This window comes from Pseudomonas sp. RSB 5.4, assembly GCF_037126175.1.
In the GTDB taxonomy this organism is placed as follows: domain Bacteria; phylum Pseudomonadota; class Gammaproteobacteria; order Pseudomonadales; family Pseudomonadaceae; genus Aquipseudomonas; species Aquipseudomonas fluorescens_H.
This window is the reverse complement of sequence record NZ_CP146986.1, coordinates 5,433,773-5,457,039: the sequence shown is the minus strand read 5'-3', so window position 1 is coordinate 5,457,039 and position 23,267 is coordinate 5,433,773. Positions and strand designations below refer to the sequence as shown.

The 23,267-nt window shown below is 56.5% G+C and carries 17 protein-coding genes and 1 pseudogene; 8 read left to right on the top strand and 10 right to left on the bottom strand.

Features of this window, described 5'->3' with window-relative positions; all coding sequences use genetic code 11:
- Window positions 1–27: 27 nt before the first annotated feature.
- The 7 genes from brxC to V9L13_RS24495 form a co-directional block, all read right to left on the bottom strand.
- Window positions 28–3,582, bottom strand: a complete 3,555-nt coding sequence (brxC, locus tag V9L13_RS24525; RefSeq protein ID WP_338800769.1) for a BREX system P-loop protein BrxC — start codon at window positions 3,580–3,582, stop codon at window positions 28–30.
- Window positions 3,583–3,592: 10 nt separating this feature from the next.
- Window positions 3,593–4,249, bottom strand: coding sequence for a DUF1788 domain-containing protein (locus V9L13_RS24520; RefSeq protein ID WP_338800768.1), 657 nt, complete (start codon window positions 4,247–4,249; stop codon window positions 3,593–3,595).
- Window positions 4,246–4,860 carry a DUF1819 family protein gene (locus V9L13_RS24515; RefSeq protein ID WP_338800767.1) on the bottom strand — a complete coding sequence of 205 codons (615 nt, stop codon included), beginning with the start codon at window positions 4,858–4,860 and terminating at the stop codon, window positions 4,246–4,248. Before V9L13_RS24515 ends, V9L13_RS24520 begins: the two co-directional genes overlap by 4 nt.
- Window positions 4,857–5,054 carry a helix-turn-helix domain-containing protein gene (locus V9L13_RS24510; RefSeq protein ID WP_338800766.1) on the bottom strand — a complete coding sequence of 66 codons (198 nt, stop codon included), beginning with the start codon at window positions 5,052–5,054 and terminating at the stop codon, window positions 4,857–4,859. The genes V9L13_RS24515 and V9L13_RS24510 overlap by 4 nt, the downstream gene beginning before the upstream one ends.
- A gap of 303 nt (window positions 5,055–5,357) precedes the next feature.
- Window positions 5,358–5,543 (bottom strand): transposase, encoded by a 186-nt coding sequence (locus V9L13_RS24505; protein ID WP_338800765.1) that lies wholly within the window; start codon window positions 5,541–5,543, stop codon window positions 5,358–5,360.
- Window positions 5,544–5,763: 220 nt separating this feature from the next.
- On the bottom strand, window positions 5,764–7,068 hold the full coding sequence (locus tag V9L13_RS24500; RefSeq protein ID WP_338800764.1) for an McrC family protein: 1,305 nt from the start codon (window positions 7,066–7,068) through the stop codon (window positions 5,764–5,766).
- Window positions 7,065–9,362 (bottom strand): AAA family ATPase, encoded by a 2,298-nt coding sequence (locus V9L13_RS24495; RefSeq protein WP_338800763.1) that lies wholly within the window; start codon window positions 9,360–9,362, stop codon window positions 7,065–7,067. Before V9L13_RS24495 ends, V9L13_RS24500 begins: the two co-directional genes overlap by 4 nt.
- Window positions 9,363–9,886: 524 nt before the next feature.
- On the opposite strand from V9L13_RS24495, the gene V9L13_RS24490 reads away from it, so the two are divergent.
- From V9L13_RS24490 to V9L13_RS24480, 3 genes are all read left to right on the top strand, one after another.
- Window positions 9,887–10,891 (top strand): ankyrin repeat domain-containing protein, encoded by a 1,005-nt coding sequence (locus tag V9L13_RS24490; RefSeq protein ID WP_338800762.1) that lies wholly within the window; start codon window positions 9,887–9,889, stop codon window positions 10,889–10,891.
- Between the two features lie 110 nt (window positions 10,892–11,001).
- Complete coding sequence (locus V9L13_RS24485; RefSeq protein ID WP_338800761.1) at window positions 11,002–11,406, top strand: hypothetical protein; 405 nt, start codon at window positions 11,002–11,004, stop codon at window positions 11,404–11,406.
- A gap of 278 nt (window positions 11,407–11,684) precedes the next feature.
- The gene (locus V9L13_RS24480) at window positions 11,685–13,139 is read left to right on the top strand and encodes a DUF726 domain-containing protein (RefSeq protein WP_338800760.1); all 1,455 of its coding nucleotides are present in this window, start codon (window positions 11,685–11,687) and stop codon (window positions 13,137–13,139) included.
- A gap of 160 nt (window positions 13,140–13,299) precedes the next feature.
- Here the strand turns inward: V9L13_RS24480 and V9L13_RS24475 are convergent, their stop codons facing one another.
- From V9L13_RS24475 to V9L13_RS24465, 3 genes are read right to left on the bottom strand one after another with little or no spacing between them, the layout of a single operon-like run.
- Window positions 13,300–15,033: a LeoA/HP0731 family dynamin-like GTPase gene (locus V9L13_RS24475; RefSeq protein WP_338800759.1), complete on the bottom strand. Its 1,734-nt coding sequence runs from the start codon at window positions 15,031–15,033 to the stop codon at window positions 13,300–13,302.
- Window positions 15,005–16,744, bottom strand: a complete 1,740-nt coding sequence (locus tag V9L13_RS24470) for a hypothetical protein (protein WP_338800758.1) — start codon at window positions 16,742–16,744, stop codon at window positions 15,005–15,007. The genes V9L13_RS24475 and V9L13_RS24470 overlap by 29 nt, the downstream gene beginning before the upstream one ends.
- A gap of 1 nt (window position 16,745) precedes the next feature.
- On the bottom strand, window positions 16,746–17,540 hold the full coding sequence (locus V9L13_RS24465) for a hypothetical protein (RefSeq protein ID WP_338800757.1): 795 nt from the start codon (window positions 17,538–17,540) through the stop codon (window positions 16,746–16,748).
- A 147-nt stretch (window positions 17,541–17,687) separates the two neighbouring features.
- Here V9L13_RS24465 and V9L13_RS24460 point away from each other — a divergent pair.
- The 5 genes and pseudogenes from V9L13_RS24460 to V9L13_RS24440 form a co-directional block, all read left to right on the top strand.
- Window positions 17,688–18,243: pseudogene (locus tag V9L13_RS24460) on the top strand (WYL domain-containing protein); the annotation flags it as partial.
- Between the two features lie 585 nt (window positions 18,244–18,828).
- Complete coding sequence (locus V9L13_RS24455; protein ID WP_338800756.1) at window positions 18,829–19,266, top strand: hypothetical protein; 438 nt, start codon at window positions 18,829–18,831, stop codon at window positions 19,264–19,266.
- Window positions 19,267–19,520: 254 nt separating this feature from the next.
- On the top strand, window positions 19,521–20,927 hold the full coding sequence (locus V9L13_RS24450) for a DUF2252 domain-containing protein (protein WP_338800755.1): 1,407 nt from the start codon (window positions 19,521–19,523) through the stop codon (window positions 20,925–20,927).
- 220 nt (window positions 20,928–21,147) lie between these two features.
- Window positions 21,148–21,735, top strand: coding sequence for a ribosomal protein S5-alanine N-acetyltransferase (gene rimJ / locus V9L13_RS24445; protein WP_338800754.1), 588 nt, complete (start codon window positions 21,148–21,150; stop codon window positions 21,733–21,735).
- Between the two features lie 30 nt (window positions 21,736–21,765).
- Window positions 21,766–23,244 carry a glycosyltransferase family 39 protein gene (locus V9L13_RS24440; protein WP_338800753.1) on the top strand — a complete coding sequence of 493 codons (1,479 nt, stop codon included), beginning with the start codon at window positions 21,766–21,768 and terminating at the stop codon, window positions 23,242–23,244.
- Window positions 23,245–23,267: the final 23 nt, after the last annotated feature.

The following is a 23,267-nucleotide window of genomic DNA, read 5'->3' as shown; positions in this document are numbered from 1 at the left end:
GGGCAGGCCAGTTGTATTTATTCAGTGTCAAATCTGCACCCGGTTGCCGGCGTGGATTTCCCTCAGCCAAGCCTCGCGTTGCTTCTGCAGGTAATCATCCAGCTCGGCTTCACTGGTCAACCAGGGCTTTGCGTACCCGACTTTTATTTGACGGGACTGCACTATGCGAGGCTCCGCCACTTCAAGCTTCGGCTGTTCAGGCGTGTCAGCCCCTGGCTTGTCACCGCTCGCGGGTCGGTTATATTGCGCAGGCGGCTTCGAGGAGGCCGGTTTCGGGCGCGCCAACTGATCGAGCTTGAGCAACAGCTGAGGGTATTGTTCGTCCTCGAAACGATTGCGCTGGTCACGAATGACCGCAATGAGCTTCTGCCCTTTCAGCTGCTGCTTAGACTGTGCGAAAGGGGCTAAGAGCTGCTGTTTCTGCCCCGCGTCGAGGGCTTCGTAACCCTCAGCACCTTGCAGGCGTTGCTCTAGCTCATCTAGCAACTCCTCACTGGCTTTTTGTTCGCTGGCCAGTTGGTTGGCAATGGCCAGCTGAAGTGCCTCCAATTGCTGCCGAGCTTGTTGAAGTTGATTGCCTTGCCAGGGCTTTGCATCTGCGAGTACCGCTCGAATTACGTCAACCTCAGCCGAGCCGACGTAGGCAAAATTATCTCGCTGTTCCTGTACAAGCAGACGCGCCTGATCATAGATCTCTTTCTGCGGGCTTTTCATAAAGCGCTGCACTGGGTCGATGACCTGCTCCTTGGCCTCTAGCAGCGCATCTTCTGCGCGGGAGAGCTCCGTCAGGAACCATGCTGGATTCTTGGCAGCTATTTCCTTGAGGGTCGCCAGCACACCGTCCAAGGCAATGAGGAAGGGATACTGCACCTTCTGACCGTGCAATTCAGCCAGATCGATTTCCAGCTCCTTGATGGCGTCTATAGTTTCACGCGCCAGAGCGCGGGCTTCATTGCTGCCGGCCGGCTGGTCAAAGAAGTCCGCGAAGAAATCCTTCAGCGCACGCACCTGGGAAGCGCTGAACTCAATCTGCGGTTCCAATACTAAAGTGGCATGGGCATTGGTATTGCGCAGGCTGCGCTCCAGCAGATCCCCTTCCAGGGGATTGCTGTCCTGACGCACCTCTACCTTTCCTCGCGCGCAAAGCAGGGCGAGGTTGCAGAGAATTGCGGCGTAGTACCAGCCGTAACTCTTGCGCTCAAAGCGCTCCAGCAAGCTTTTGACCGTTGTGCGAACGCCACTGCGAGCGTTGGTCTGAATAAAAGCCAATAGCTCCTGTTCGGGCTCACTCAGGCTGGTAGCATCGTTGCCCAGCAGCCCTTCCTGGCCCTGGCGCAAGTACTTGCCAATATCAGCCTCGCTGAACGGCACATCACGTAACATGCGCAGGTTCGGATAGGTAATTTGGATGAGCTGATAGAAGCCTTTCAGAATTCGTGTCTGGCCATCGGTACTGGGTGCTTCAATATCGGCAGCATTGATGATCAGCTGAGCACCCGCCAACAGGTGCTTGGCACGCTCCTGGATATCTGCAAGGCGCTCGGTATTCTGGAAGCTCTTGGAGTCGAGGATTCGTTTGACAGCCTCCTGTTGAGTGCTGCTGTTCTGACGAATGTACGTCTCAGTGCGCTTGTACATGGTCAGGTCTTGCATGAAACGCGCATCGGCAGGCAACACGACACGCAGCTCATCACGCCCCATGCTTTGCATGCGCTGCACGGTGAGATTGTCGAAATTGTCGCTGAGCGGTGTTACGACGTGGATAGTGAGCTCATGCTCCCGACTGAGCACCCGATCATCCATCTTGCGGGTATAGGAGTAATCCTGGCCGTTCTCGTAGCGGATCTTCCGCTGCTTGATTGCCCCATCAAACAGTAGGACCTCCAACTCCTTGAGGATGTCCGCAGACTCCACCTCAGTGTTTTTGATCTCCTCCTCAATGTCCTTCTCTTCGTCCGTGAGGTACTCATATAAATCGCCGTTGCGCTGGATGTAGGTCTGCTGCTCAAGCAGGTTGAGTGCAGCTTCCAGCTTCTTGCGCTGGGCGGGCACGTCCTCGCCAAAACGCTCCAGCATCAACACACCGAGATTGCGCAGGGTGGCCTTGAACTCCTTGACGTACTTGACCAGGAACAGAGCCTTGAGGACACGAACAGCGTACTCATCACCCAGGTGATGCTCAGCAGTGTTGATCGCACTCTGGATCGCACTTTTCAGCGCGCCACGAATGCCTTCAAACATTCGATCAAAGGTGGCCAGCTGCCCAACCGGCTCGTTATCAATGGCGATGGCCACCTCGCGGAAGACACCGAGCATGGAGCGCTCACCCACCGAGTTGGCCTTACCTTCAAAGCCGTTGTGCAAAGAAATGCCGCGGATGGCCGACTGGAACAGCGGGAACTGATACGGCACAAACGGATAGCAGTAGGTGAAATGCTCCAGATCTCGGAAGTTCTGGTAATGCTGGCCACCATCGGCGAACTCGAACAGGGTCTTGAAGTTGTTGAACTGCTGGTCGTAGACGGTTTTCAGCTGATCTACACCGCTATCGTTCTTGGCCAGCAGACGCTTCTGGATCACCTCAGCCACGTCAGCGCTGGTGAGCTTGAGACGGTTAGCAAAGCGAGCCTGAATCTTGGTGAAGTCGTTACTCTGCTGCTTGCTCATGTCACCGAGCACGGAGTTCATATCCTCCTGGGCGGTGATGATGATCCAAGCCCTCCCTTGACACTTAGTCGCCAAACTTTCGGCGACTGTCTGCAGGTTGGTCATCAGTTTGGTGTTTTCGGCGATGTATTGGCCTACCTCATCGACGAAGAAATTCAGGCGAAAATTGGCCGGCTGTTTGTCTAGCCAGGCTTTGACCTGGTTACCGAAGTCCTCGATGGAGACGCTGTACTGAGTTCGGTATTTGTCGAGGATTCCCTTGGCCAGAGTCGGATCTTCACCGGTGATCTGCGCATAGGCCTTGGCAATGTTGCCGGACTCCAGTAAGGCCTGCTCGCGACCGCGCTCCCAGGGCTTTTTGGCAATGCTCTGGTAGGCGTCCTTGAAGGCGTGGAACTGTTCGCGACTGTCGAGATCACGCTCGAACTGGGCAATATAGCCCTGCTTGCCGAAGTAGCCGCACATCTCGTTGAAGACCTTCACGAAGACCGACAACAAGGCGTCGATTTGCGTCTTGCTGATGATGTCGGCCTTCTGGTCGATGTTGAACAGAATGCTCTTCGAAGGAATGGCAACGGCCTGCTTGAGCTTACTGCGCAGCAGTGCATCGTCCTCGTGGATCTTGGGCTGGAAGATATCCAGGGCAGAAGAGCCATCGATGCGGCGGTTTTCCAACAGAAGCGCCAGCATCTTCAACAAGTGAGATTTACCCGACCCGAAGAAGCCAGACACCCATACGCCGTTGGCACCGTGATAGTCGGTGTAAGCATCAAGGAAGTGCTCCAGGCGCTTGGCGACCTCGTCGGTCAGCACATACTCGTTCAGCTCGTTGTACAGGCTGGCTTCATCATCAGCCTTGATCACCCCTTCAATAGGACGGCTGACGGGGTTCAGGAAAATGCCGTTGAGTTCCATCTACTGCTCCTCAGGCCTGAGTCTCGAAAATGTTGAATGCGCGGTAGTACTTGTCGTCATGCAGCAAGCCAAACAGTTCCAGCGAAGCCCCCTGTTCCAGCGAGTACCGGTACTCGCCGGGGAAGAACATGATCGTAGGCTTGGACTTGGCAGTGCTCTGCAGGTTGTTTAGCACGTTGTGTGAACGGATATAGGGGAACACCTCACCAATCCCAGAGAGGAATAAAACGTCGTACTCAGCAGCTACCAGCCGCTCACCAATAGCGGGGATCAGATACTCCTCAATGCCCAAAACGTTCTGCAGAGTTTCCAACAGCTGCTCTTTCTCTGACTCTTGCTCAATGGCAAGGAGGTCATCCCAGAGGCTGCCTTCCTCACTGCTGCCCTCCCGGGCCTTGAGCAGCTCAATGGACAAGTCATACAGGTTGATTTCCAGAACCTGGATGCCTCGGCCCTGGAGGCAGGGGATGCTCATGTTCGCCAACCGCGTTACCAGCTGTCGACGCACTCGCCCCATCTCCACCGCTTCGGCAGCCTTGAACTCGCAGATGTAAAAGGGCAGATCGTTGTTCAGCCCTTTCATCTCTAGAAAGCGCCGGCTGCTGATAACGCCCAGCAGGTGCTCGTAGCGTGTGGCCAGCGGCTGCTGGCTGATTTTCCGGCTCATTGAAGCCACCTCTGAATTTCGCTATCCGTGGCAGGAAAAACCAACAGATGCTCACGCCCATGCTTGGCTATCAGCCGGGCTAGATACGGGCTAAGCAGCGCAGGCTGGATCTGACCTTGTTCGGAGAGCAGATCAGCCTCGCGCAGCATCTGAAATACACCATGGCGCAGACGCTTTTGGGTGGAGACTGCAATCTCGTCCAGCTCCTTGTGCCAAAGTGCCTTAGCGTTGTAGAAAGCCTCGTAGTCAACAGTCATGATCTGGTGACGTCGGTTGAGGTAGTATTCGCGCAGTACCTCAATGGCGAAATCGCGGATGAAGCCATAACGGCGACAGACCGCCGACCAGAGCAAGTAACTGCGCGCGCGCCGGCTACCTTCGACCAGAGCCTCTAGCTCTTCGACGTCAAGTAGTACAAGTCGCCCGAACAACTCGATGCTAATGCGCTTAGCAGCGCTGGCTGTACGCGCCTGCAGGAGGTTGCCATTACGTACATCTGTACGGGTCTGCGACCAGTCGCGCAGCGATAGGTAACGCTCAGCAACCAGCGGGGCTTCCTGTAGAAATAGGCCACCTGTTGTAAACGACAGACGGTAGCGTTGAGTGCTCATGCTGGCTCTCGTGTCACATCGTCGTTCGCCCCACCGCCTTTGACCCAAGCGTCTACATCGCACCTCTGGAACTTCCACAAACGACCCACCTTGTGTGCAGGCATGCTGCGTTTGGAAATCCATGAGTAAACGGTGTCTTTGCTGACACCCAAGTGTTCTGCAATCTCATCGACGCTCAGCCAACGGTCAGTCATCGAATTTGCCTGAAAAAAACACCGATGTTAACCTATTTATACGGGTTAAGCAGGAATAAGCATGAGCGAATAGCCAAATTCAGCAAGCGACCATTAAATCGCCGACGTATCCTTCAACCTATCAACAAATCACGACGAGGCCGCTGCCCACCATGGGTTGAAAGACTCGCTTCGAGAGGTAGCAGGAACTCTTCACGCATCATTCAGGCCGCCTTGCGGATGATGCCAAATAGCCACACCCCAAGCAAAATGGCTGGCGACGTCCATGTTGGCTGTTCATACAGGTAAACAGATAGAGCAGGTTTAAGCGCTAGGCTCAGCCGGGAACGCTGCGGGTGGCTGATCCCGGTAAAGCGGTAGCCACTTACGGATGACGTTAGCATTGATGCCATGGCTGATAGCAACGCTAGCAATGGTTGCGCCGGGATGCAGGCACTCCTGGACGACCTGGGCTTTGAAGGGTCTTGGGTAAGAGCTTCGCTGGCGCATTAAGGGCTATCGCGTCCGATCGAAATTAGGCGGACAGCATCGCCCTTAATTTTTGAGTAAGGAAGGTGTGTTTGCCATTCGCTTACGTATCTTGGACGGATAGTACATTTCGAAAAAAGGGCTGACCTGAAAAGGGCGGCCCTAATCAGCAGCAAAACACCTTTGGTAATGACGCTGCATCGCCACCTGATGTTCATCCGTGCAACCGCAGCCAGCAACGCTATCCCCTAACCGCACCAAGCGCTCTCCCCACCAGCGGCATACTCGCTACCTCCGCATCTACCAAGCACCCTGCTTCCAAATCAAACGGCAGCGCCCACAACTGCAGCCCCTCCCCGTAATCAAACACTGGCAACGCCCGCTGCAAACCAGCCCAGTATGGATAAATCAGTACCAGTCTCGGCACACTTCCGCCGTTACGGTATTTATGGCCGTACGCGAACAGTTGGTAAAAATCACTTTGGCTCAGGTTGTAGTTCTGCTCAGCATTGCGTTGATCAATGCGTTTCCACTTAGTGTCCAACACCCAGCGTTGCTCGGCAGTATCAATGAGCAAGTCCGGCTTCAACCGGAATATCCCTCTGTTGCCATGGCGGCAGAGGTCCGCTTGCGAGGTCTGAGCTGTGAGCTCAACACCCGGCATTAACTGCTTGCCAAGTGACTGCTGCACATAGTTCTCGAACAACCGCTCCATCGGGAAAAGCAAGCTTACCCCTTGCCAAGCACCCTGCACCGCAACCGGCATCTGCTGGTTCAATACCAGCTCGCACCAGGGCCTGATGGCGCCGTAATGTGCCATCAGGCGATCACGGCTCCACAGGCGGAAATCCTGTGCGACGTGCCGGCTGGCAGGTATCTCTGCTAACAAGGCGCGCAGCTCATTGGCGAGACGCCAGTTGGCAGGCAGTTGGGTTACTTTGGCGACCTGTTCCAGCGCGAGTTTCAGCAACCGGTTTTCCGCACGGTCCAGCAGGTAGACATCATGACGCACTTGAAACTGGTGCTGCCGGCCCGGGGGCTGGCGGAGCTGGGCCACTACATTGAGCTGGCCACGCAAAAAGGGTCGCTCCTCCTCAACGCGTGTGTAGTCGAATCGAATACCGCGTTTTACTAAGGCATCCAGCTCATTCAGATACTGTCCCATCACCCATTCAGTGAGCGGTGCTTCGAACAATTCCAGCGCCGTAACTGATACCTGTCGTGGCTTTAAAAACAGCGCCGCTTGAATCAACTTTCGTAACAGCGTGCGGCTCTTGAGCACACAGTCACCTTGTTCAAAATGCTTGGGCAGTATTTCAAGACGTGTGCCGCAGGGAGTTTCAATAACTCCCACATAGCTGTCCCATTTTAGCGACTGCCGGCCCTCGACCTGCAACAGGGTCGCGCCAGCGCGGTTGAAGTTCGCACTGAGGTCGCACAGCCAGTCGAACGCCGTTCCCGAGATATGCGCACAATCCAGGTTGCCCGGCGGCACCGGCGCCGTGGTTAGCCTGGCGTACTCCCGAACGATAACGTTCGTACTCACGCCGTTTGCTCCTCCGGATTAATGGCATCCTGAGTGCTGACAAGGGCACTGATCACTCCGGCATAGGCCGTGGGCCGACTGAAAGCCAACGGGTTGATACGCCACACCTGGTCTTGCGCAGGTACTTTGTCGCCAAATAGCGCCAGCAAATTCTGCGTTTCGCGCAGCACGAAACAATCAGTAGCGGGTTTACGGTGGTCGTTCAATACCCATTGGATGCGTTGCCAATCTTCGAAGAAGTATTCCTGCAACAGCGGCAGTACTTGGTTGCGGAAAATCAGCTCCAACTGCGCCAGCGTGCCACCGTTCAGCAACGGCATAAAGTAGGCGTGCCCCAGGCAGTGCTCGCGATCAAGCAGCACTTCGATACGTTGGTTCATCACCCTCAACAATTGGCCAATGTTCACCCCCTCGACCGTAGCACCATCCAGTAAATGCGGCTCTGGCAACATTTCTCTGAATACAAAGCGCCGACGCAACGCGATGTCGAGCCCGGCCAGCGAACGGTCTGCGGTATTCATGGTGCCGATGAGGTGCACGTTCTGAGGCACGGTGAACGGCTTTTTCGAATAGGGTAGTTGTAGGCTGAGCGCTTCATCCGCACCATCGCGCTTGGAAGGCTCTATCAGTGTGATCAGCTCGCCGAAGATACGCGACACATTGCCCCGGTTGATCTCGTCGATGATGAGCACATAAGGCGTGTCCGCTGGCGAGGAGGGTACTGAGGGTTCGACGGCTTTAATACCCTCGTGCTGCAGATAGGTCAGCAAGTCTGCCCAGGTGAAGCGGTTCATTGCATAGACGGTTTTCAACGTGAACTGACGGCCATCGTTGATGGGCAGAATGGACAGGTTGATACCCCGATAAAGCCAACGCACTGAACGCACATGCTGATAGTGAGGGTTCACCCCAGCAGGCACATCGGCTTCATACCGATACTCGCTGGTTACTACGCCAATGGCGCCGACCTTCTCAGCCGACTGGATACATAACAGAATATCCCCCACTGCCATTTGCTCAGCGAAGTAGTGGAGCGTGCCTTTATCACCTGAGCCTAGGCCCTGGTAATAGTCATTGGCTTCGTAGTTTTCTCTCAAGTCCCCGCAGTGGCCCCATCCAATGCGGGCCTCGCCATGCATCAGGCAATAGTTTTTGCTGGGTGACATGCCCGAGCCATCGATAGAAATTTTCCAGATAGCGGCATTGGAGCGAACCCCCAAGTCTGCAACCGGCTGCGTCTTGGCATCGTCACAGATACGCTTGAATACACCCGCCTCTATGGGGTAGCGCAACTGTCCCGTTTCACTGTCTGAGTCCGCGCGGATGCCCTCGACGAAATCTTCATAGCTGAAGCTCTGATGGAAGGTCACGAATCGCACGCGCCCCGCAGAAGCAAAGCGCTCGAACTCGGCTTTCAACCGCTGGCGAGCTTCAGGAGAATTGCCGGTGTTCTGCGCCAGGAACTCGGGCGCGAGAATTGCCAATGCCTGGTTGATGGTGGCGTACGTTTTGCCGGTACCGGGCGGGCCGAACAATATTTGATTGAGCGGGGGCTTGGTTGCCGACAAGTCGATAGCAGCCTCCGGACCTTCTGGTTCAGCCTGGCCATAATCACTAGGTACCAACCCACTCCCCTTCAATGGTAATTGCCGGTTCTCAAGTACCTTGTCGACGGTGCTGATCCAAGCCTCTACATCGGCTTGAGTGGGACAGCGTTGCGCACTGATTTCCCAGCCTTCCTCCTGCGCGTCCATCAGCGCCCGATGATCTGCGACTCCGCGAACTGAACAGCAAATTTCACCCCCGTACCAGTAAAGAGTGAATGCGGGCTTCCCTTTCAAACTGTTTTGCTCACGCACACCAATTCGAATATCCGCAGGGGTAATATTCACTGTCCAGTGGTCGGCCTGAGGATAGTGTTCACGGAAGCACTTGAGCAGCCTCCAGACCCACGCCTGCTCCTCAGCGGTACCTTTGTCCAGAAGTTGAATCACACGCTGATCTGCATAGCCCTCAATTGCACCTCGCGCGATCTGCCGCTGGTACTCAAGCCACTGCTTTAGTCCGTTCTGCACGTTGTTGCTGTTGCTCGCACCAATCTGCGCAAATTCACCACCTGGGCCGTATTGCCCGTAGAGAGTCGTCAGCTCATCCACATCCGTAATCAGAAGCACTTGGCGCCCCAAGTGGTTGCTGATGGTATTGAGGCCAGAACGGTAGCTACTGGCGGTATTCGGTGTTTTTCCGGTATCGGTCAACCAGACTTTGAACAGCTTTCCTTGCACATCACTCACAGACGTACTCCAGTTTTTTGAGTGTCAAACAGGCGCAACCGAGGTCATGAAAAAGCTCGATAACGCTTCGACTTGAGCCCGCATGACCCTAGCAATATCCGATCTCGATCATATATGAGCCCAGCACCTCATCAAACCAGCCCGCTGCCACCGTATTAACGATCCATTCTCCCCAACAAAATAACCCAACATCATTTCGCCACTAAAGGTTATCGTTCACCCGTCGACACCAAACAAGGTGCGAATCATTCACACGTCCCTAGAGCTCCTCAATCTCTACCTTCACGCCGGCCAACCGCAGCGCTGGCCCTGACGTCGCCGCGGCAATCAAGACAGGGATAAGTCACCATCATGAGTCAGCCTTACAGCACGATCGTACGGACACCAAAAGCGGCCGTGGCTTACCTGGCCGTCGACCTGCGGGCCATTTCCCCCAGACTCAAGCCAATTTCTCCAAATTTATCGGGGAGTTCGCCGAGTTGTGGGCATACAAAACACCGCAGCAACGCCCCGCAACTCTCTGGATGAAAGATAACTGGGATACAGGCGTGGGCAGCAGCCCCGAGCTTCACCTTGCAGGCAGCAGTAAACTCCCACATGGATTCTTGCGCCAACTGGCTGATCATCTCAGCCAATGGATCGGGACGCCGCTGAGAGTCAAAGGCCATGTCATCATCGAGGCCAACGATGATTGGCGTCCGATTTGTCACTGGCAGGACGGCAAAGCCTGGACCTGGAATGACCTGCACCATTGGCAGGACCGAGATCAGAGCCCCGCAGCATACGATCCCTCCTCGCTCTCCATCGACCAGGACGGCTACTTCGGGCAGAGAGCGCCGAAACACTACAGCGCACAGCAACTCAACACCCGAGCATTCAAAACGGCGTGCGAGTCTGGCGACAAGGAGGATCTGGGCGAGTATCTGCAAGAGCAGCGCTACATCTTGAGCGACGCGGAAGCATACGAGAACGGTAATACGCCTTTGCATCTCGCGGCGGCAGCGGGCGATCTAGAGGCCTGCGAAGCGCTGCTGCGTTTCGTACCAGACGACGTACTCAACGAGCGGCACCAGACGCCCCTGATCTATTTGGCCGATATCCGCGGCAAGCACCCCCACGGTGCCGTCGTTTCCCGCCTGCAACCAACGGTGGATTTCACCGATGCCAAAGGTAGGACTGCACTGATGTACGCCGCGCGCGGCGCTCATGTACGTAGCCGCGCGGGCCATCTCACGCTGGCGAAGGCACTCCTGAGCGCTGGTGCAGAGGTCACAGCCATTGACTCAGATGGCCTTACGGCACTGGGCTGGGCGAAGAAGGACCTGTCGTTCGCCAAACCAGATGCCAACTCAGAGGTCGTCGATTACCTCCAGCGCCATTACTACCTGGTGGAGATGGAGCGGTTCTTCCGCACCCATTACACGCATCAATTCAATACTAAAGGTGTGATGCACATCGAGCCAGTAAACAGCTCTTCTTTACACACCGTGGCTAACCCAGAAAATGTTTTGACCGATATCGTCGAATGACCCCTGCGCAGCAAAACCCGCCTGCACTCCCTGGAAGGGGTGGCCGAGCCGCTCTCCAGCTAAGCCGTACCAGCTCAAGGCAGAGTTTCGCTGCGTGACGCCGCCTCACCATGAAACGTGACGTCGAGATGTCGTGCGCGCTATTGCAACAACTGGAAGAGCGGTCGCCAACATCGAGCATTATCAGACAGTCTACTTCGAGTGAGGCTTTGCCGCAGTGGGCCCAACTGGCAGGGCACGATCCTGAACTTCATGGCCCACCAGGTATCGGCAGGATACTGACGACTAAAGCCTTCGCCGCCAGCCTTAGCAAGAAGATCATGCTGGTGAGCATCGCGAACCTAGAAAGCAAGTTTATGGGTGTGGAGGTCGAGCGCCGCTCACAAATCCGTTTAATATTTGGAGATAAACCTCTGCGCACCATTGCTTTCACTGCACCGAAATACAAAATCAGTATCCCAGTCTGTACTCCACAGGTAAAACCTAACTGCCAAAAACATAGAAAGTTCATATGAATATGCGGTTATTTCAGATTATCCAGATCCGTAACCAGGGCCACTTTTCCTGACAGTTCATTACTTATTTTTGAAAGTCCAATCGGCGTTGAGAGGAGTATCGATGCACCAATCTAAACCTGCGAATTGCACAGAAAAACAGCACAAAAACTATTTCTGTATCCACTGGACTGGACAACTCCCGCTGCAATGTAGACGAGAGGATACGCTGGCAGTTTGCCACCCAGCCTGACATGCTAAGCCTCTGTGGATCGCGCCCTCGCACGGAGCTCTCGCCCTTGAAACCCCAACACTTCAGTTTCACCACCCAATCCTTCAACAGCACTACCACCACCGCCAACGTGTTTATCCACGGTTACTCCGCGGGCCACAACTTCACCGACCGGGCACTGCTGGTCAGCCAGATTCCGCAGGCCCTGAATACCGATATAAACCTGCTGATGTTCTGGGAATCCAGCCACTTCGGTTCAATCAGCAAGCTTTCGCGCAATGTCATCTTCGGCGCCTCGCGCCTGCACCCCGCAGCAACGCTGGCGGCGTTTGCTGGGGACAGGGCGGTGCATTTCGCGATGTCCCGCAAACGCGCGAATCTCGTTGGCGAAGCCCTGCTCGATGAGCTGGGGGACTACCTGCTGGAGCACTACCCCTACGTCACCCACGTAAACCTTGTCGGCCACTCTTTGGGCGGACGAGTGGTGATCAGCGCGCTGCGCAAACTGGCCCAAAACCGGGATGCGTGCGACTTGGTCATCAATGACGTGCTGTTGATGGCTGCGGCTGTGGAAGTGTCGGCGGATGAAGCGCAGGCGTTGAACGGCACCGCAGAACGTGTAATTAACGCCTACTCCAAGTCAGACGGTGTGTTGCTGCTCAATGCCGATGAAAAGTGCCTGGGGCGGCATGAAGTTAAGCCCTTCGATAACGTTGAAATGACCAAGTTCGGCCACCTGGATTACTGGCCGAAACTGCACGACGTGCTCATGCGCACGCAGTTTTCCGGCTTCAACGGCCAACAACTCGGCCAGACCCAGTTGCAAGACCCGGTGCTCAACGACGTCCTGCTGTATGGCCTGCTCCAGCGCGTCCCGCAAGAGGTACTGGCCCAAGGCATCAAACACCTCAAAACCAGCAGTTGGATCAGCATCGACGAGCAACAGCCGCTGCACTCCTTCATCCGAGAAATGCAGCACCTGGGTGGCCACTGCATGGTGAATTTCTTGCGGGGCCGGGGCATTGCCTACGCCGCGCTGCTGGACATGCTGGTGGAGCACTTCGACTTGGGCAATGACCGACAACGTTGCGGCGCCGTCGTGGAGTTAGAGGCGCTGTTGGTTCGGCAAGTGTTCGACAACGCGTTCCCGGAAGGCCATGCCTTCAGCAGTTCGCCTATTGCCGCAGTGAAGGCCATGCCTGCGGACACCTATTTCAGCCACGTCGACGCACTGGCTGAGCGATTGACCCTGGCCTCCTACGTCAAGGCTTCAGCCCCTGCTCCTCAGGTGGAAACCTCCCAATCGCTGACAGTCACCGGCGGGACGCTCAACATCACGCAACTGGCAAGCTGGAACATGCTGTCGGCGTTACCCGGATTGCTAGGCAAGCAGATGAAAGGCCGCTGGGCGACCAACTTCAAGACCGCACTGAAACCTGGCTACTCGGCGTTGGTGCCAGCAGTGGCAATAGTATTTTTTGCGCGGGTTCATTGGGGGAGTGAGCGCGGGTTCAGGAAGTGAAGATGTGCGCCAGATACCGTTAGGCCGCTTTGCGGCCCTTCGCGGGCAAACCTGCTCCTACAGGTACTGCGCAATCTTGTAGGAGCAGGTTTGTTCGCTAAGGTCTGCAGGGCAGCCCAATTTGGCTCAACTGACTGGCACTACTCCTTGCCGAGCTTTTTCATGCAGTTGCCTCAAGCCGCGCAGGCGATGATGTCAGGGCATTCAGCTTGGCTTTCACGGTTTGCAGCTTGGCTTGGTTGGCACTGATGAAGCGCGAGCGCTCTTCCACCGTCTCGACAATCTTCTCAAACGCCTTGAGCTGCGGAGCGAAGAAGTCCAACAGCTTTTCGTCGTCAGAAATGATGTCGTAGATATCCTTGAAGGCGCTTTTGATCATCTCGGCAATCGACTCCTTGGCGTTCTTCAACTCCTGTTCCAGTTCATGCGCTTTATAGGCGTTGAGCAGGTCCGAGGTAAGTGTGATTGCAGCGCCTGCAGGGCCTGCCCACTTTGAAATGGCGCCGGCGATTTTGGTCGCTTGCCAAGGCTTGAATTTGATCGCCACGCCAGTCACTGCACTGAGCGCATCGCGGGCTGCAAACACCGCCCCCTTGATGATGTCTGGGCTCAGGCTGGCAATGCCCTTGGCAGCCCCGCCCATCGACTTCAATGCACTGTCACCCATGGCATTGAGGAAGCTCTCGCTGGAGTTGAGCTGACGGCCAATATCCTGAGAGATGCGGCTGGTTACTTTGGAAGACTGGTCGAAGGAGCGGTCAATTGCGCCCTTGATTTTTAGGTTCAACTTGAAACCTACGCCATCCTCGGTGTAACCCAGCTCGTCCTCAAGGAATTCACGAATGTTTTCCAAGCCAAGCGGACGTAACTTGCCCAGCATGCCTTTCTCAAGGTTCTGAAGCTCTTCGAACAGCTCACCGGCCAGGCGTTTGACTTCACGACGACCCGATTCAATGTCTTGGGTGATACGTGCCGATTCTTCGGCATTCTGATCGGCAAAAGCCTTGAGCCGCTCCAACTGTTCTTCGGCGCGCACCACATGCTGGCCGACGACATCTCGCACTACATCCATGCCCGTCTTTGCAATCAGCACCGCAGGCACATTGTGCCGCAACACTTGCGTGGTCATGGCTTTGAGGTCGTTGATGCGCGAGCGGCTTTCATAGTGCTCTGGCTTGCCAAACCAGAACGGCAGGCCGCGTCCATTCGGGTTGGAGGCCAGGCAGACGATATTCACCTTGGCCAGTTCATCCGGGCTCAGGTTGGCTGCACGCTGCAGTTTGCCTTTGAGGTTGTCCTTCTTGATCGTGGCCTGAGCATCGAACAGTACTTGCTCGGTGAGGTCAGTCACTTCGTCCATCTTGTTGATCACGAAAATGGTCGAAGACAGCTTGTTCAAGTCCCGCAGCACCCACTTGACGATGTCGTTGTGGCTTTCCTTGAGTGGGTTGGTAGCGTCCACGACATACAGAATCAGGTGCGCCTCGGAGATGTAGCGTTTGGTCAGGTCTTCATACATGACCTGCTCGCCGTCGACACTTTTTTCCTTGTCGCCGAACAGGCCGGGGGTGTCGACGATTTCGCACTTCTCCGGCAGCCCCTCTGGAGAATAAATTGCCAAGCGATCAGAGGACTCGTCCATATTGATGTTCATGTCGGCCATGATCTTGCCCAGCCAAGCGGCAATAACGCTTGTCTTGCCGTCGGAAAAGGCACCCAGTAAGGCGATGCGCAGCACATCGGACTCGACGGCTTGTACTGCCGAGTCGATCTTGTTCAACTCGCTACCGACGTCGACGCCCATCTCCCCCAACTCGTCGAGCACCGCACGCAGTTGCTCCAGCCCCTTGAGCGCAGCCTGCTTCTCAACTTTGAACTGATTGAATTGTTCCATACGGCATGTTCTCCAACTGCTCTTTAATAAGGGTCATCCGCGCGATCTGCTGCTCGATGACGTCCAGAGGGCGCTTGAGCGACTCCTCAAGCTGCTGCACGCGGGGCAATACGGTTTCGTCAATGTGCTTGCGAACAGGGGTAAACAGCGTTTTGCGTTCTTCCTTCAAGGCGTTACGGGCTTCGGTGCATGCGTCATCGATCTTCTCCTGAACTTGCCCCTGTGCTTTTCGAATGCGTTTTTCCTTGCTGGTAAAGATGCTCAACACACTCACAAAGATGCCCACCACAGCGCCAGCAACGGCGCCGATCAGGTTGCCGATCACCGGAAACGCGGTGCCGATGCCTGCACCAGCCAATGCGTAGGAGCCTATGTTGAAGGCCATCCACCCGTAGTCACCCAGTTCGAAGCCAAGGTCCAAGTCAGGTGTTTTGTAGTTGATATTCAGGGATTCGGCGTCATAGAGAAGCTGCTCGAACTCTACCCGTGCAACGTCCTCCATCAGACGCTGGATGGCTTGATGCAGGTCCTGCCCCAAATCATTTAGGTAGGCTTCGAACTGCTCCTGGAGTTTTTCCTTGAGCTCATTCTGCCCACGCTTGAAAGCACGATTGATCTGGGTGGAAATAACGTCGTTTTCACCGAAGTTCTTTTCGACGATATCGTCGGCATCTTCCTTGAGGTCGTTGAAAAGGCTATCCCAAAGATTCCGCCTTCCCGCAACGACCAGCCGTTCGAATCGCTCCCGGGCCGCCTTGATCGCTTCGCGGCACTTCTCGAATTCCGGCTCAGTCCTGGCAACGAAGGCTTCATGGGTTGCGTGCAACGCTTGCAAGGTCGAAATGTTTTCAACCAGCAATTCGTACACCTTGGTCTTGTTGCTTTCGATCATGTCCTCTCGGAACGTCGCGAGCTTGGTATGCAGCACCTTGGCGACGGACTTGATCTGGCTGAATTCATACATCTCTTTCGACGAGGCGAAGTGCTTCTGATAATTGCGCTGCTGAATCACCAGGTCTTGGCTACGGGCGGGGTCGATTGTGGTACGCCCAGTTTGCGCATCGCTCGCCAACGACGAAAATGCCAGCAAGCCCTGCACGTAGTGGCCTGTCTGTAAAACTTTGCTGCCCAGTACCGAGCGCAGTACGTCCTCGGTCTGTTGCAAGGCGGCGGTGGAGTCGCCGTGCGCAGTCAGTGACTCGCGGTCTTCCTCGAACTCGTAGGCGTCGGCATTACCACGCACGTTGACCAAGGGGCACACCTGAGTACCCAAACGTAGATAAGAACGAATTTTCTCTGCGGTGGCTTTCTCAGGCTTTTTATTGGTGCCGTTTACATAGAAAACGAGATGCGCCTTGGCAACGGCCTCGCGGACCATATGCGCATACTTGGCCTCGTCACCCTCAATACCAGGCACGTCGATCAACTGAAAGCGTTTGCCCTTGTAGTTCAGGGGGTAGAGCGTATTGCCCTTGGTGAAATCGGCTTCACCCGTGCCGATGATCGAGCCGTCTACACGATGTGCCTGGGCCTTCTTATGTTCATAAACCAACAGATCGTCGTGCAGCCCTTTGAACTGCTGATTGAGCAGGCCATCCAGTGCAGGAGAGCGCGTCTCAATGCGTTGGAGAACCGGCGTGTCATCGGGGGAGACAGGCGAAGGGGTCGAGACGGCCTCATCGAACAACTCATCAAGTTCGTGCTGGGACATTTCAAGCTCCTGCCAACTTCAGTACCGCCACCGCAGCAACAGCGCCGAACAGCACTCCACCGATGGCGAACATCGACAGCCGGGCCTTGAGGCTCGATATCGCGTGCGCTCGCGCAATGTCCAGACGCTGTGAGGCTTCCTGTTGCTCCAGTGCCAGGCGAGCGCTGGACTCCTGTTCGGCGAGGGTGCGCTTGGCCTCCGCTTCTGCCTCAACTACTTGTTGGCGATGCACGGCTTCATGCTGCTGCAACTCTAGCCGTGCCTGAGTTTCTTGCTGGGCAAGCCGCACTCTAGCATCGGCTTCAGCTTGATCAATCGCATTTCGCTCCTGGGCTTCGCGCTGAACGATTTGCGTCAGCTGGGCTGTGCTTTGGCGAATGCTGACCACTTCACCCGTGTACTCGCTGTACAAGGCGTGCAAGCCTTCGCGCACATGCTCGAAGCGAGCGGTAAGGGCTTGCGAGAACTGCTCCAGGTCATCGGCATGCTGTTGCAGCAGTGCCTCGCGGGATTCTTCCTTGAACAGGATGCGCAGTGATTCGATGATCGTGCTCTTGCCAGCGTTGGTCTCACCGAAAAACGCCAGGGTGAACGTGTCCCACTCAGCGTGGGTTTTCAACTGTTCCAGTTCGCTGTCGAACCGCCCCCGAATGTCACGCAGTTTTTCGGTGATGTTACCGATTTCACGCTTGCCATCTTTGTGCTCGACGTTAAGCGCGAGGATGTCTTCCATGGCGCTGCCAATACTGTCCGAGACATCGGTATAGAGGCGGTTGAGATCTTCAGTGGCGTTCATTGCGCGTCCTTGTAATGAAGTAATGTCAGGCAGGATTTTGTTTGCCAATAAACGCAATCAACTGGAGCCCTGAACATGCGGGGTAGCCGAGGCTATGGTAAACGCTCGACCATAAATGGCATATAGCCATAATGTTGATATGCCCTGCACATCGACGGGCTGGCACTGGCTTATGCGCATACCAGGGTGCTGGAAGTGCCTGATCGGCCCATTCGGCCCGAGGTGCTGCGCCCTTTGCTCAAGGGCTGCCGCAAAGGCCTGCGCCTGGAAACCGAATACGTTTCCTTCAACACCCCCAACGTCGAGGTGCGCCTGATCGCACCGCACACGCAGGTCTACACCGGCATGCGCTGGCACGTGCGGGCCTACTGCGAAAAGAACGGCCAGTACCGCGACTTTGTCCTCAGCCGCCTGCGTGGGCAGCCAGACTTGCTCGACGCATCGCCAAACACCCGCGAGCAGGACGAAGACTGGAATGTCGAGGTACCGATAATCTTCGAGCCTGACTGGCGGTTGAACGCGGCGCAGAAGGCAATTATCGAAACAGACTTCGGCATGACGCATGGGACAACTGGTGGTCTCCAGCCGCCGGGCACTGGTGAAGTATGTGCTGCAGCGCTATCAGATCGACCACCGCAACATGGCAATACTGCCTGAGGCCCAGCAACTTGTGGTGAGCAACCTCCAGGAACTGCAGCCGTGACTGATGAAGTTCTGACACTTAGCTCTTCGAAGCTTCAACCGCGATCAAATGCATGACTGCGCCAACCCGGCACGCGGCTTCCACTCATTGTTCTGCTGATGCTGGACAGACTAGAAACGCCTGTTACGCCGTAGTGCTTTAGCTCAGTGTTTTTTCTGGGAACAGGGTCGCCCGACAGTGGGCGACCGCGCTGGTTATCGGTAGGCCATGAATACGTGCCGCAGTATTCCAATCGGTATTCCAGCTCAAAATACAAACCGGAGTTCCCACAATTAATCAATATGTTGCTAACCTAATTCAACTCACCCCGGCCCACCAAACTCAACAAAAAAAGACGTCCAAGGACGTCTTTTTTTGTGCCTGAAATTCATCACCCCCCCTCGTTTGATCAGTCAAAATGACAGCAAGTGGCTAAAAACCACCTTGTTGACGCACAAGAGCCGGCGTAGATTCGCCCCCTCTCAGCCTGGCTGGAACGCTTTTCGCAATTCGACATGGACAGTTATGACCGACCTCCCCCGCTTGATCCCACCTCCACTCCCCCCATCAACCGGCATCTCTTACCGATCCAGGCTGTTCATTGGGATGAAGTGGGTCTTTTCGATAATCGGTGTTCTTAGCGTATTGAAGTACGCCGCAATTACTTTGATCGGCATGACTGCCGACGCCGATGACGATGTGTATTCCAAGGTTTTCGTTTCACCTGGTGGACATTACAGCGCAGCCCTGATTTCTCGCTCGGGCGGTGGGGCGATTGCGCCGATGTGTAACGACACTGTGGTCGTGTTCAACAGCCGGATGCCACTGGAGGAGGTGGTACAAAGCAAGAACTACGACGTTTATTCAGGCGAATGCGACAGCTTCGTTGACCACTCGGCTTCGCCAGATATTCAGTGGAATTCCGATTCGGAAATCCACATTGATTTCGCAATCAGCGCGACCCGGGTTGACAGTCGCCGGGTTGACTTACGTGCAATGGATGCTTCAGGAAACGTACAAGTCAGGTTCTCCGCTCATCGCTGAACATCAGCCACTTTAATCACTGGACGAATGGACTCTCGTGGAATGGGTAAACGCTTCCCGGTGTATGACAGTGCCGACGCTGGCGCGGGGAAGATGCGGCAGGTTCAGTAGAGGTTGGGGGCCGGTAAGCCGGGTGGATTTTGCGTGAGGACAAGGTCACGGCGTTCTGAAATAACTGGGCGCGTTGCGGCCGGAGGATAAACCTTCAAACCGCTTCTAAACTCACACCGCCCCCACCGCCACGACGAGCGCTCATGACCACCCTCCAAGACCGCATGAAGCAAGGCAAGGACGCCCGCAAGAATTGCTCGCGCAGCGCCCACGCCACCACCGGAAAGATGAACCGCGATCCGATCCCGCTGATCAAGGCCTCCAGTCAGGGCCGCGTCGCCTCACTGGTGGAATTGCGTTACGGGCGGATGCTGGTGTCGCCGTTCGCCTTCTTTCGCGGCAACGCGTTGGTGCAGGCGCACGATTTGTCGGACACCGAGAACATGGGGCTGGTCGGGCCAATCTGCGGTGACGCGCATTTGATGAATTTCGGCGGGTTTGCCACGCCGGAGCGCAATCTGTTGTTCAGCGTCAACGATTTCGACGAGGCGCATCCTGGTCCCTGGGAGTGGGATGTGAAGCGGCTGGCTGCGAGTTTCGTGGTGGCGGCGCGGGATTTGCGCCATGGCGATTCGGCTCAGGAAGAGGTGTGTCGGCAGATGGTCGGCGCCTATCAGGCAACCATGCTGGAGTGCGCCGAGCAGAGTGCGCTGGAAACCTGGTACGACTCGATCAAGTACGAAGACTTGCTCGATCAGGCGCGCAAGAGTGCGCTGGAGCATGTACAGCGTGCCGTCGATAAAGCCGAACGGCGCACCCACGCCGAGTTGCTGCCGAAGATCAGCGAGCGCGACGCCAACGGGCGGCTGGTCATTCGCGACGACTTGCCGGAAATCTTTCACCTGCACAACAACACCACACTGCTCGACGCCGATGATGACTGGCTGCGGCTGTCAGACTGGCGTCCGCTGTCCGAAGCGTTCATGCGCGATTATCGAACCACGCTGCAGGCCGACCGGCGGGAATTGCTCTCGCGGTTTCAGGTGCAGGATCTGGCGTTCAAAGTGGTCGGCGTGGGCAGTGTCGGCACCCGCTGTCTCGTGGCGCTGCTGACTGACGAACGGGAATCGCCGCTGTTCCTGCAATTCAAGGAAGCGCGACGCTCGGTGCTGGCCGACTATGTGAAAGCCAAATGCCGGACGCGCCATGAAGGTCAGCGAGTGGTCGAGGGTCAGCGCCTGATGCAATCGGCCAGCGACCTGTTTCTTGGCTGGACCACCGGCCCTACCGGTCGGTTTTTCTATGTTCGGCAATTGCGCGACATGAAGATCTCCGCCGAGCTGGAAAACTTCGACGCCGAAACCTTCGCCGCCTATGCCCGGGTCTGTGGCCGCGCGCTGGCCCGGGCGCACGCCAAAGCTTCGGGAAATGCGGCGGTCATCAGCGGCTATATCGGCAAGGGCGATGCCTTGGCCGACGCTTTGTTCAAATACGCCCGCAGTTACACCGCGCAGAACGAGCGCGACTTCGAACGCTTTCAGCAGGCCTGCCGCAAGGGCCGACTGACCGCACGTTCGGAAGCGGATTTCGCCGCGGATCATCTACCCTGAAGCGTTGCAGAGCGGTCGCCGCCGAGATGAATTTTTCTTCACTGCCCCCGTTCGATCAACACGGTACAGTCCGCTCGCTCATTCAAGAAACTACGGTTCGCCCGCGCTCTCCCGCGGGCTTTTTTTTGTCTGGCGTTTGCCGCCGAAGCGATACACCCGGTTTGTTTTTTTCCATTTCGTGGGCAATCCTGTCCCTCGATCCTGCCAACCGGAGCGTCCGATGTCACTGCTGAGTCTGCCCTGCCAACGCCTGACGCTCGCCATCCTCGCCCCGGAACAGGCCGAGCTGGAAAGTGACTTCTACGCACGCAACCAGCGCCACCTCGCCCCCTGGTCGCCGATTCGCACCACCGAATACTTTTCCACCGGACAGATTCGCCGACGCCTTGAAGTCCAGGCCAGTGCTTTCGAGGCCGGGCTGGCGATGCATTTCGCTCTGCTTACGCCGGACGGCCAGCAGATGATCGGTGCGTGCAATTTCAGCGGGATCATTCGCGGGGCGTTTCAGGCCTGTTATCTGGGTTATCACATCGACCACGCGCATCAGGGCCAGGGCTTGATGCAGGAAGGTCTGGAGGCCGGCATCGGCTACATGTTCGACACGCAGAACCTGCATCGAATCATGGCCAACTACATGCCCGGTAACGAGCGCAGTGCGCGATTGCTGGAGCGTCTGGGTTTCGAGCGCGAGGGCTATGCCAAGGCTTATCTGAATATCGCCGGACGCTGGCAGGATCATGTGCTGACGGCGCTGGTCAATCCGTTATTCGAAGCGCCGGAACAGCGCTGGTCGCGCCAATTAGCGTGAGTTTCACAATTTGTTAAGCATTGGCGAAGTATGCTCAAGGCTCCTGCCCTTTCCGGTTGCCTGAAATCCATGCCGCGTGCCGCCACTTCACTGTTTCTACTCGCCGCCCTGCTGTTTTTTTTCGCTTTGGGTAACCACCAGTTGCAAGGCTCCACCGAGGCCCGGGTCGCCGGGATCGCCATGGAGATGCATCTGGACGATGACTGGGTGACGCCGCGCCTGTTTGGCGAGCCGTTTCTGGAAAAACCACCGCTGAGCCTGTGGCTGGACGCCGGCGCCATGCGCGTGTTTGGCGTTTCGCCGTGGGCAGTGCGGCTGGCGTCGGCGGTGGCCGGGTTGCTCAGCGTGATGCTGCTGTACGGCATGTTGCGCCGCTTCGGACGCCCGCAAGCGGTCGCCTGGACAGCGGGAATTCTGCTGGCAACCATGGCCAGCTACTGGAGCAACGTGCGCGGGGTCGGCGAAGATGCGCTGCTGGCGCTCGGCGTGACCACGGCGCTGCTGGCGTTCTTTCAGGCACAACGCGCACCGAGCGCCGGTAGCTCGCTGCTGTTTATCGTCGGGATCGCTATCGCTACTTTGAGCAAGGGCGTGCTCGGCCTGGCGATGCCTGGGGTAGTGATTTTCGCCTACCTGCTGGCTGATAACCTGATCGACAAACGCTTGAAGATCGGCGCCTGGCTGCGTCCCGGCCTGCTCACGGCCGTGGGTCTGATTCCGTTGCTGATCTGGCTCGCCGTGCTGTATCAGCGCGGTGGCTCGCACGCCGTCGCTGAAGTGCTGCTGACCAACAGCGTCGGGCGCTTCAGCGGCTCGTTCGTCGAGGCCGGGCATTATGAGCCGTTCTATTACTATCTGGCCAAACTGCCGGAAGCGTTTCTGCCTTGGAACATTCTGGTGTACCTGGGCCTATGGCATTTCCGCAAGGAACTGAAGGCCAACCGTTACCTGCTGTTTTTCAGCCTGTGGATCGTTGCGCAGTTCATCATGCTGACCCTGGCCTCAAGCAAGCGCACGGTGTACCTGATGTCGATGACCCCGGCGGCTGCGGTGATCGCCGCGGAGTACGCGCGCGTATTGTTCGAGCGCTTGCAGGCGCGCGAAACCACCGACCGCTTCATCGGAAAAGTCGCCCGTCATCGTCAGGCGATTGCCGCAGGACTGCTTACGGTGGTGATCGCCAGCTACCTCGGCGCGGCCCAGTGGGCACTGCCCAACGCCGACAAGGAGTTGTCGTTCCTGCCATTGACCGAACACATTCAGAGCCTGCAAGCCAACGGTCATCAGGTCGCGCTGTTCCAGGCCAATGAACGGGTCGGCGGTGCCAGCGTGTTCTACACCCAAAGCGTGCTCAAGGGGCTGGACACCGACGCGCAACTGCATGATTTCCTCAGCGCGTCACCCTCGAACGTCGCGGTGATCTCGGCAGACCGCGAACCCGCCGCACCGCTCAAAGTGCTCAAGACCATGATGGTCGGGCGTCAGGCGTACTACTTCGTCGGCTACTGACGCCCTCGCGCCAGACAATAAAA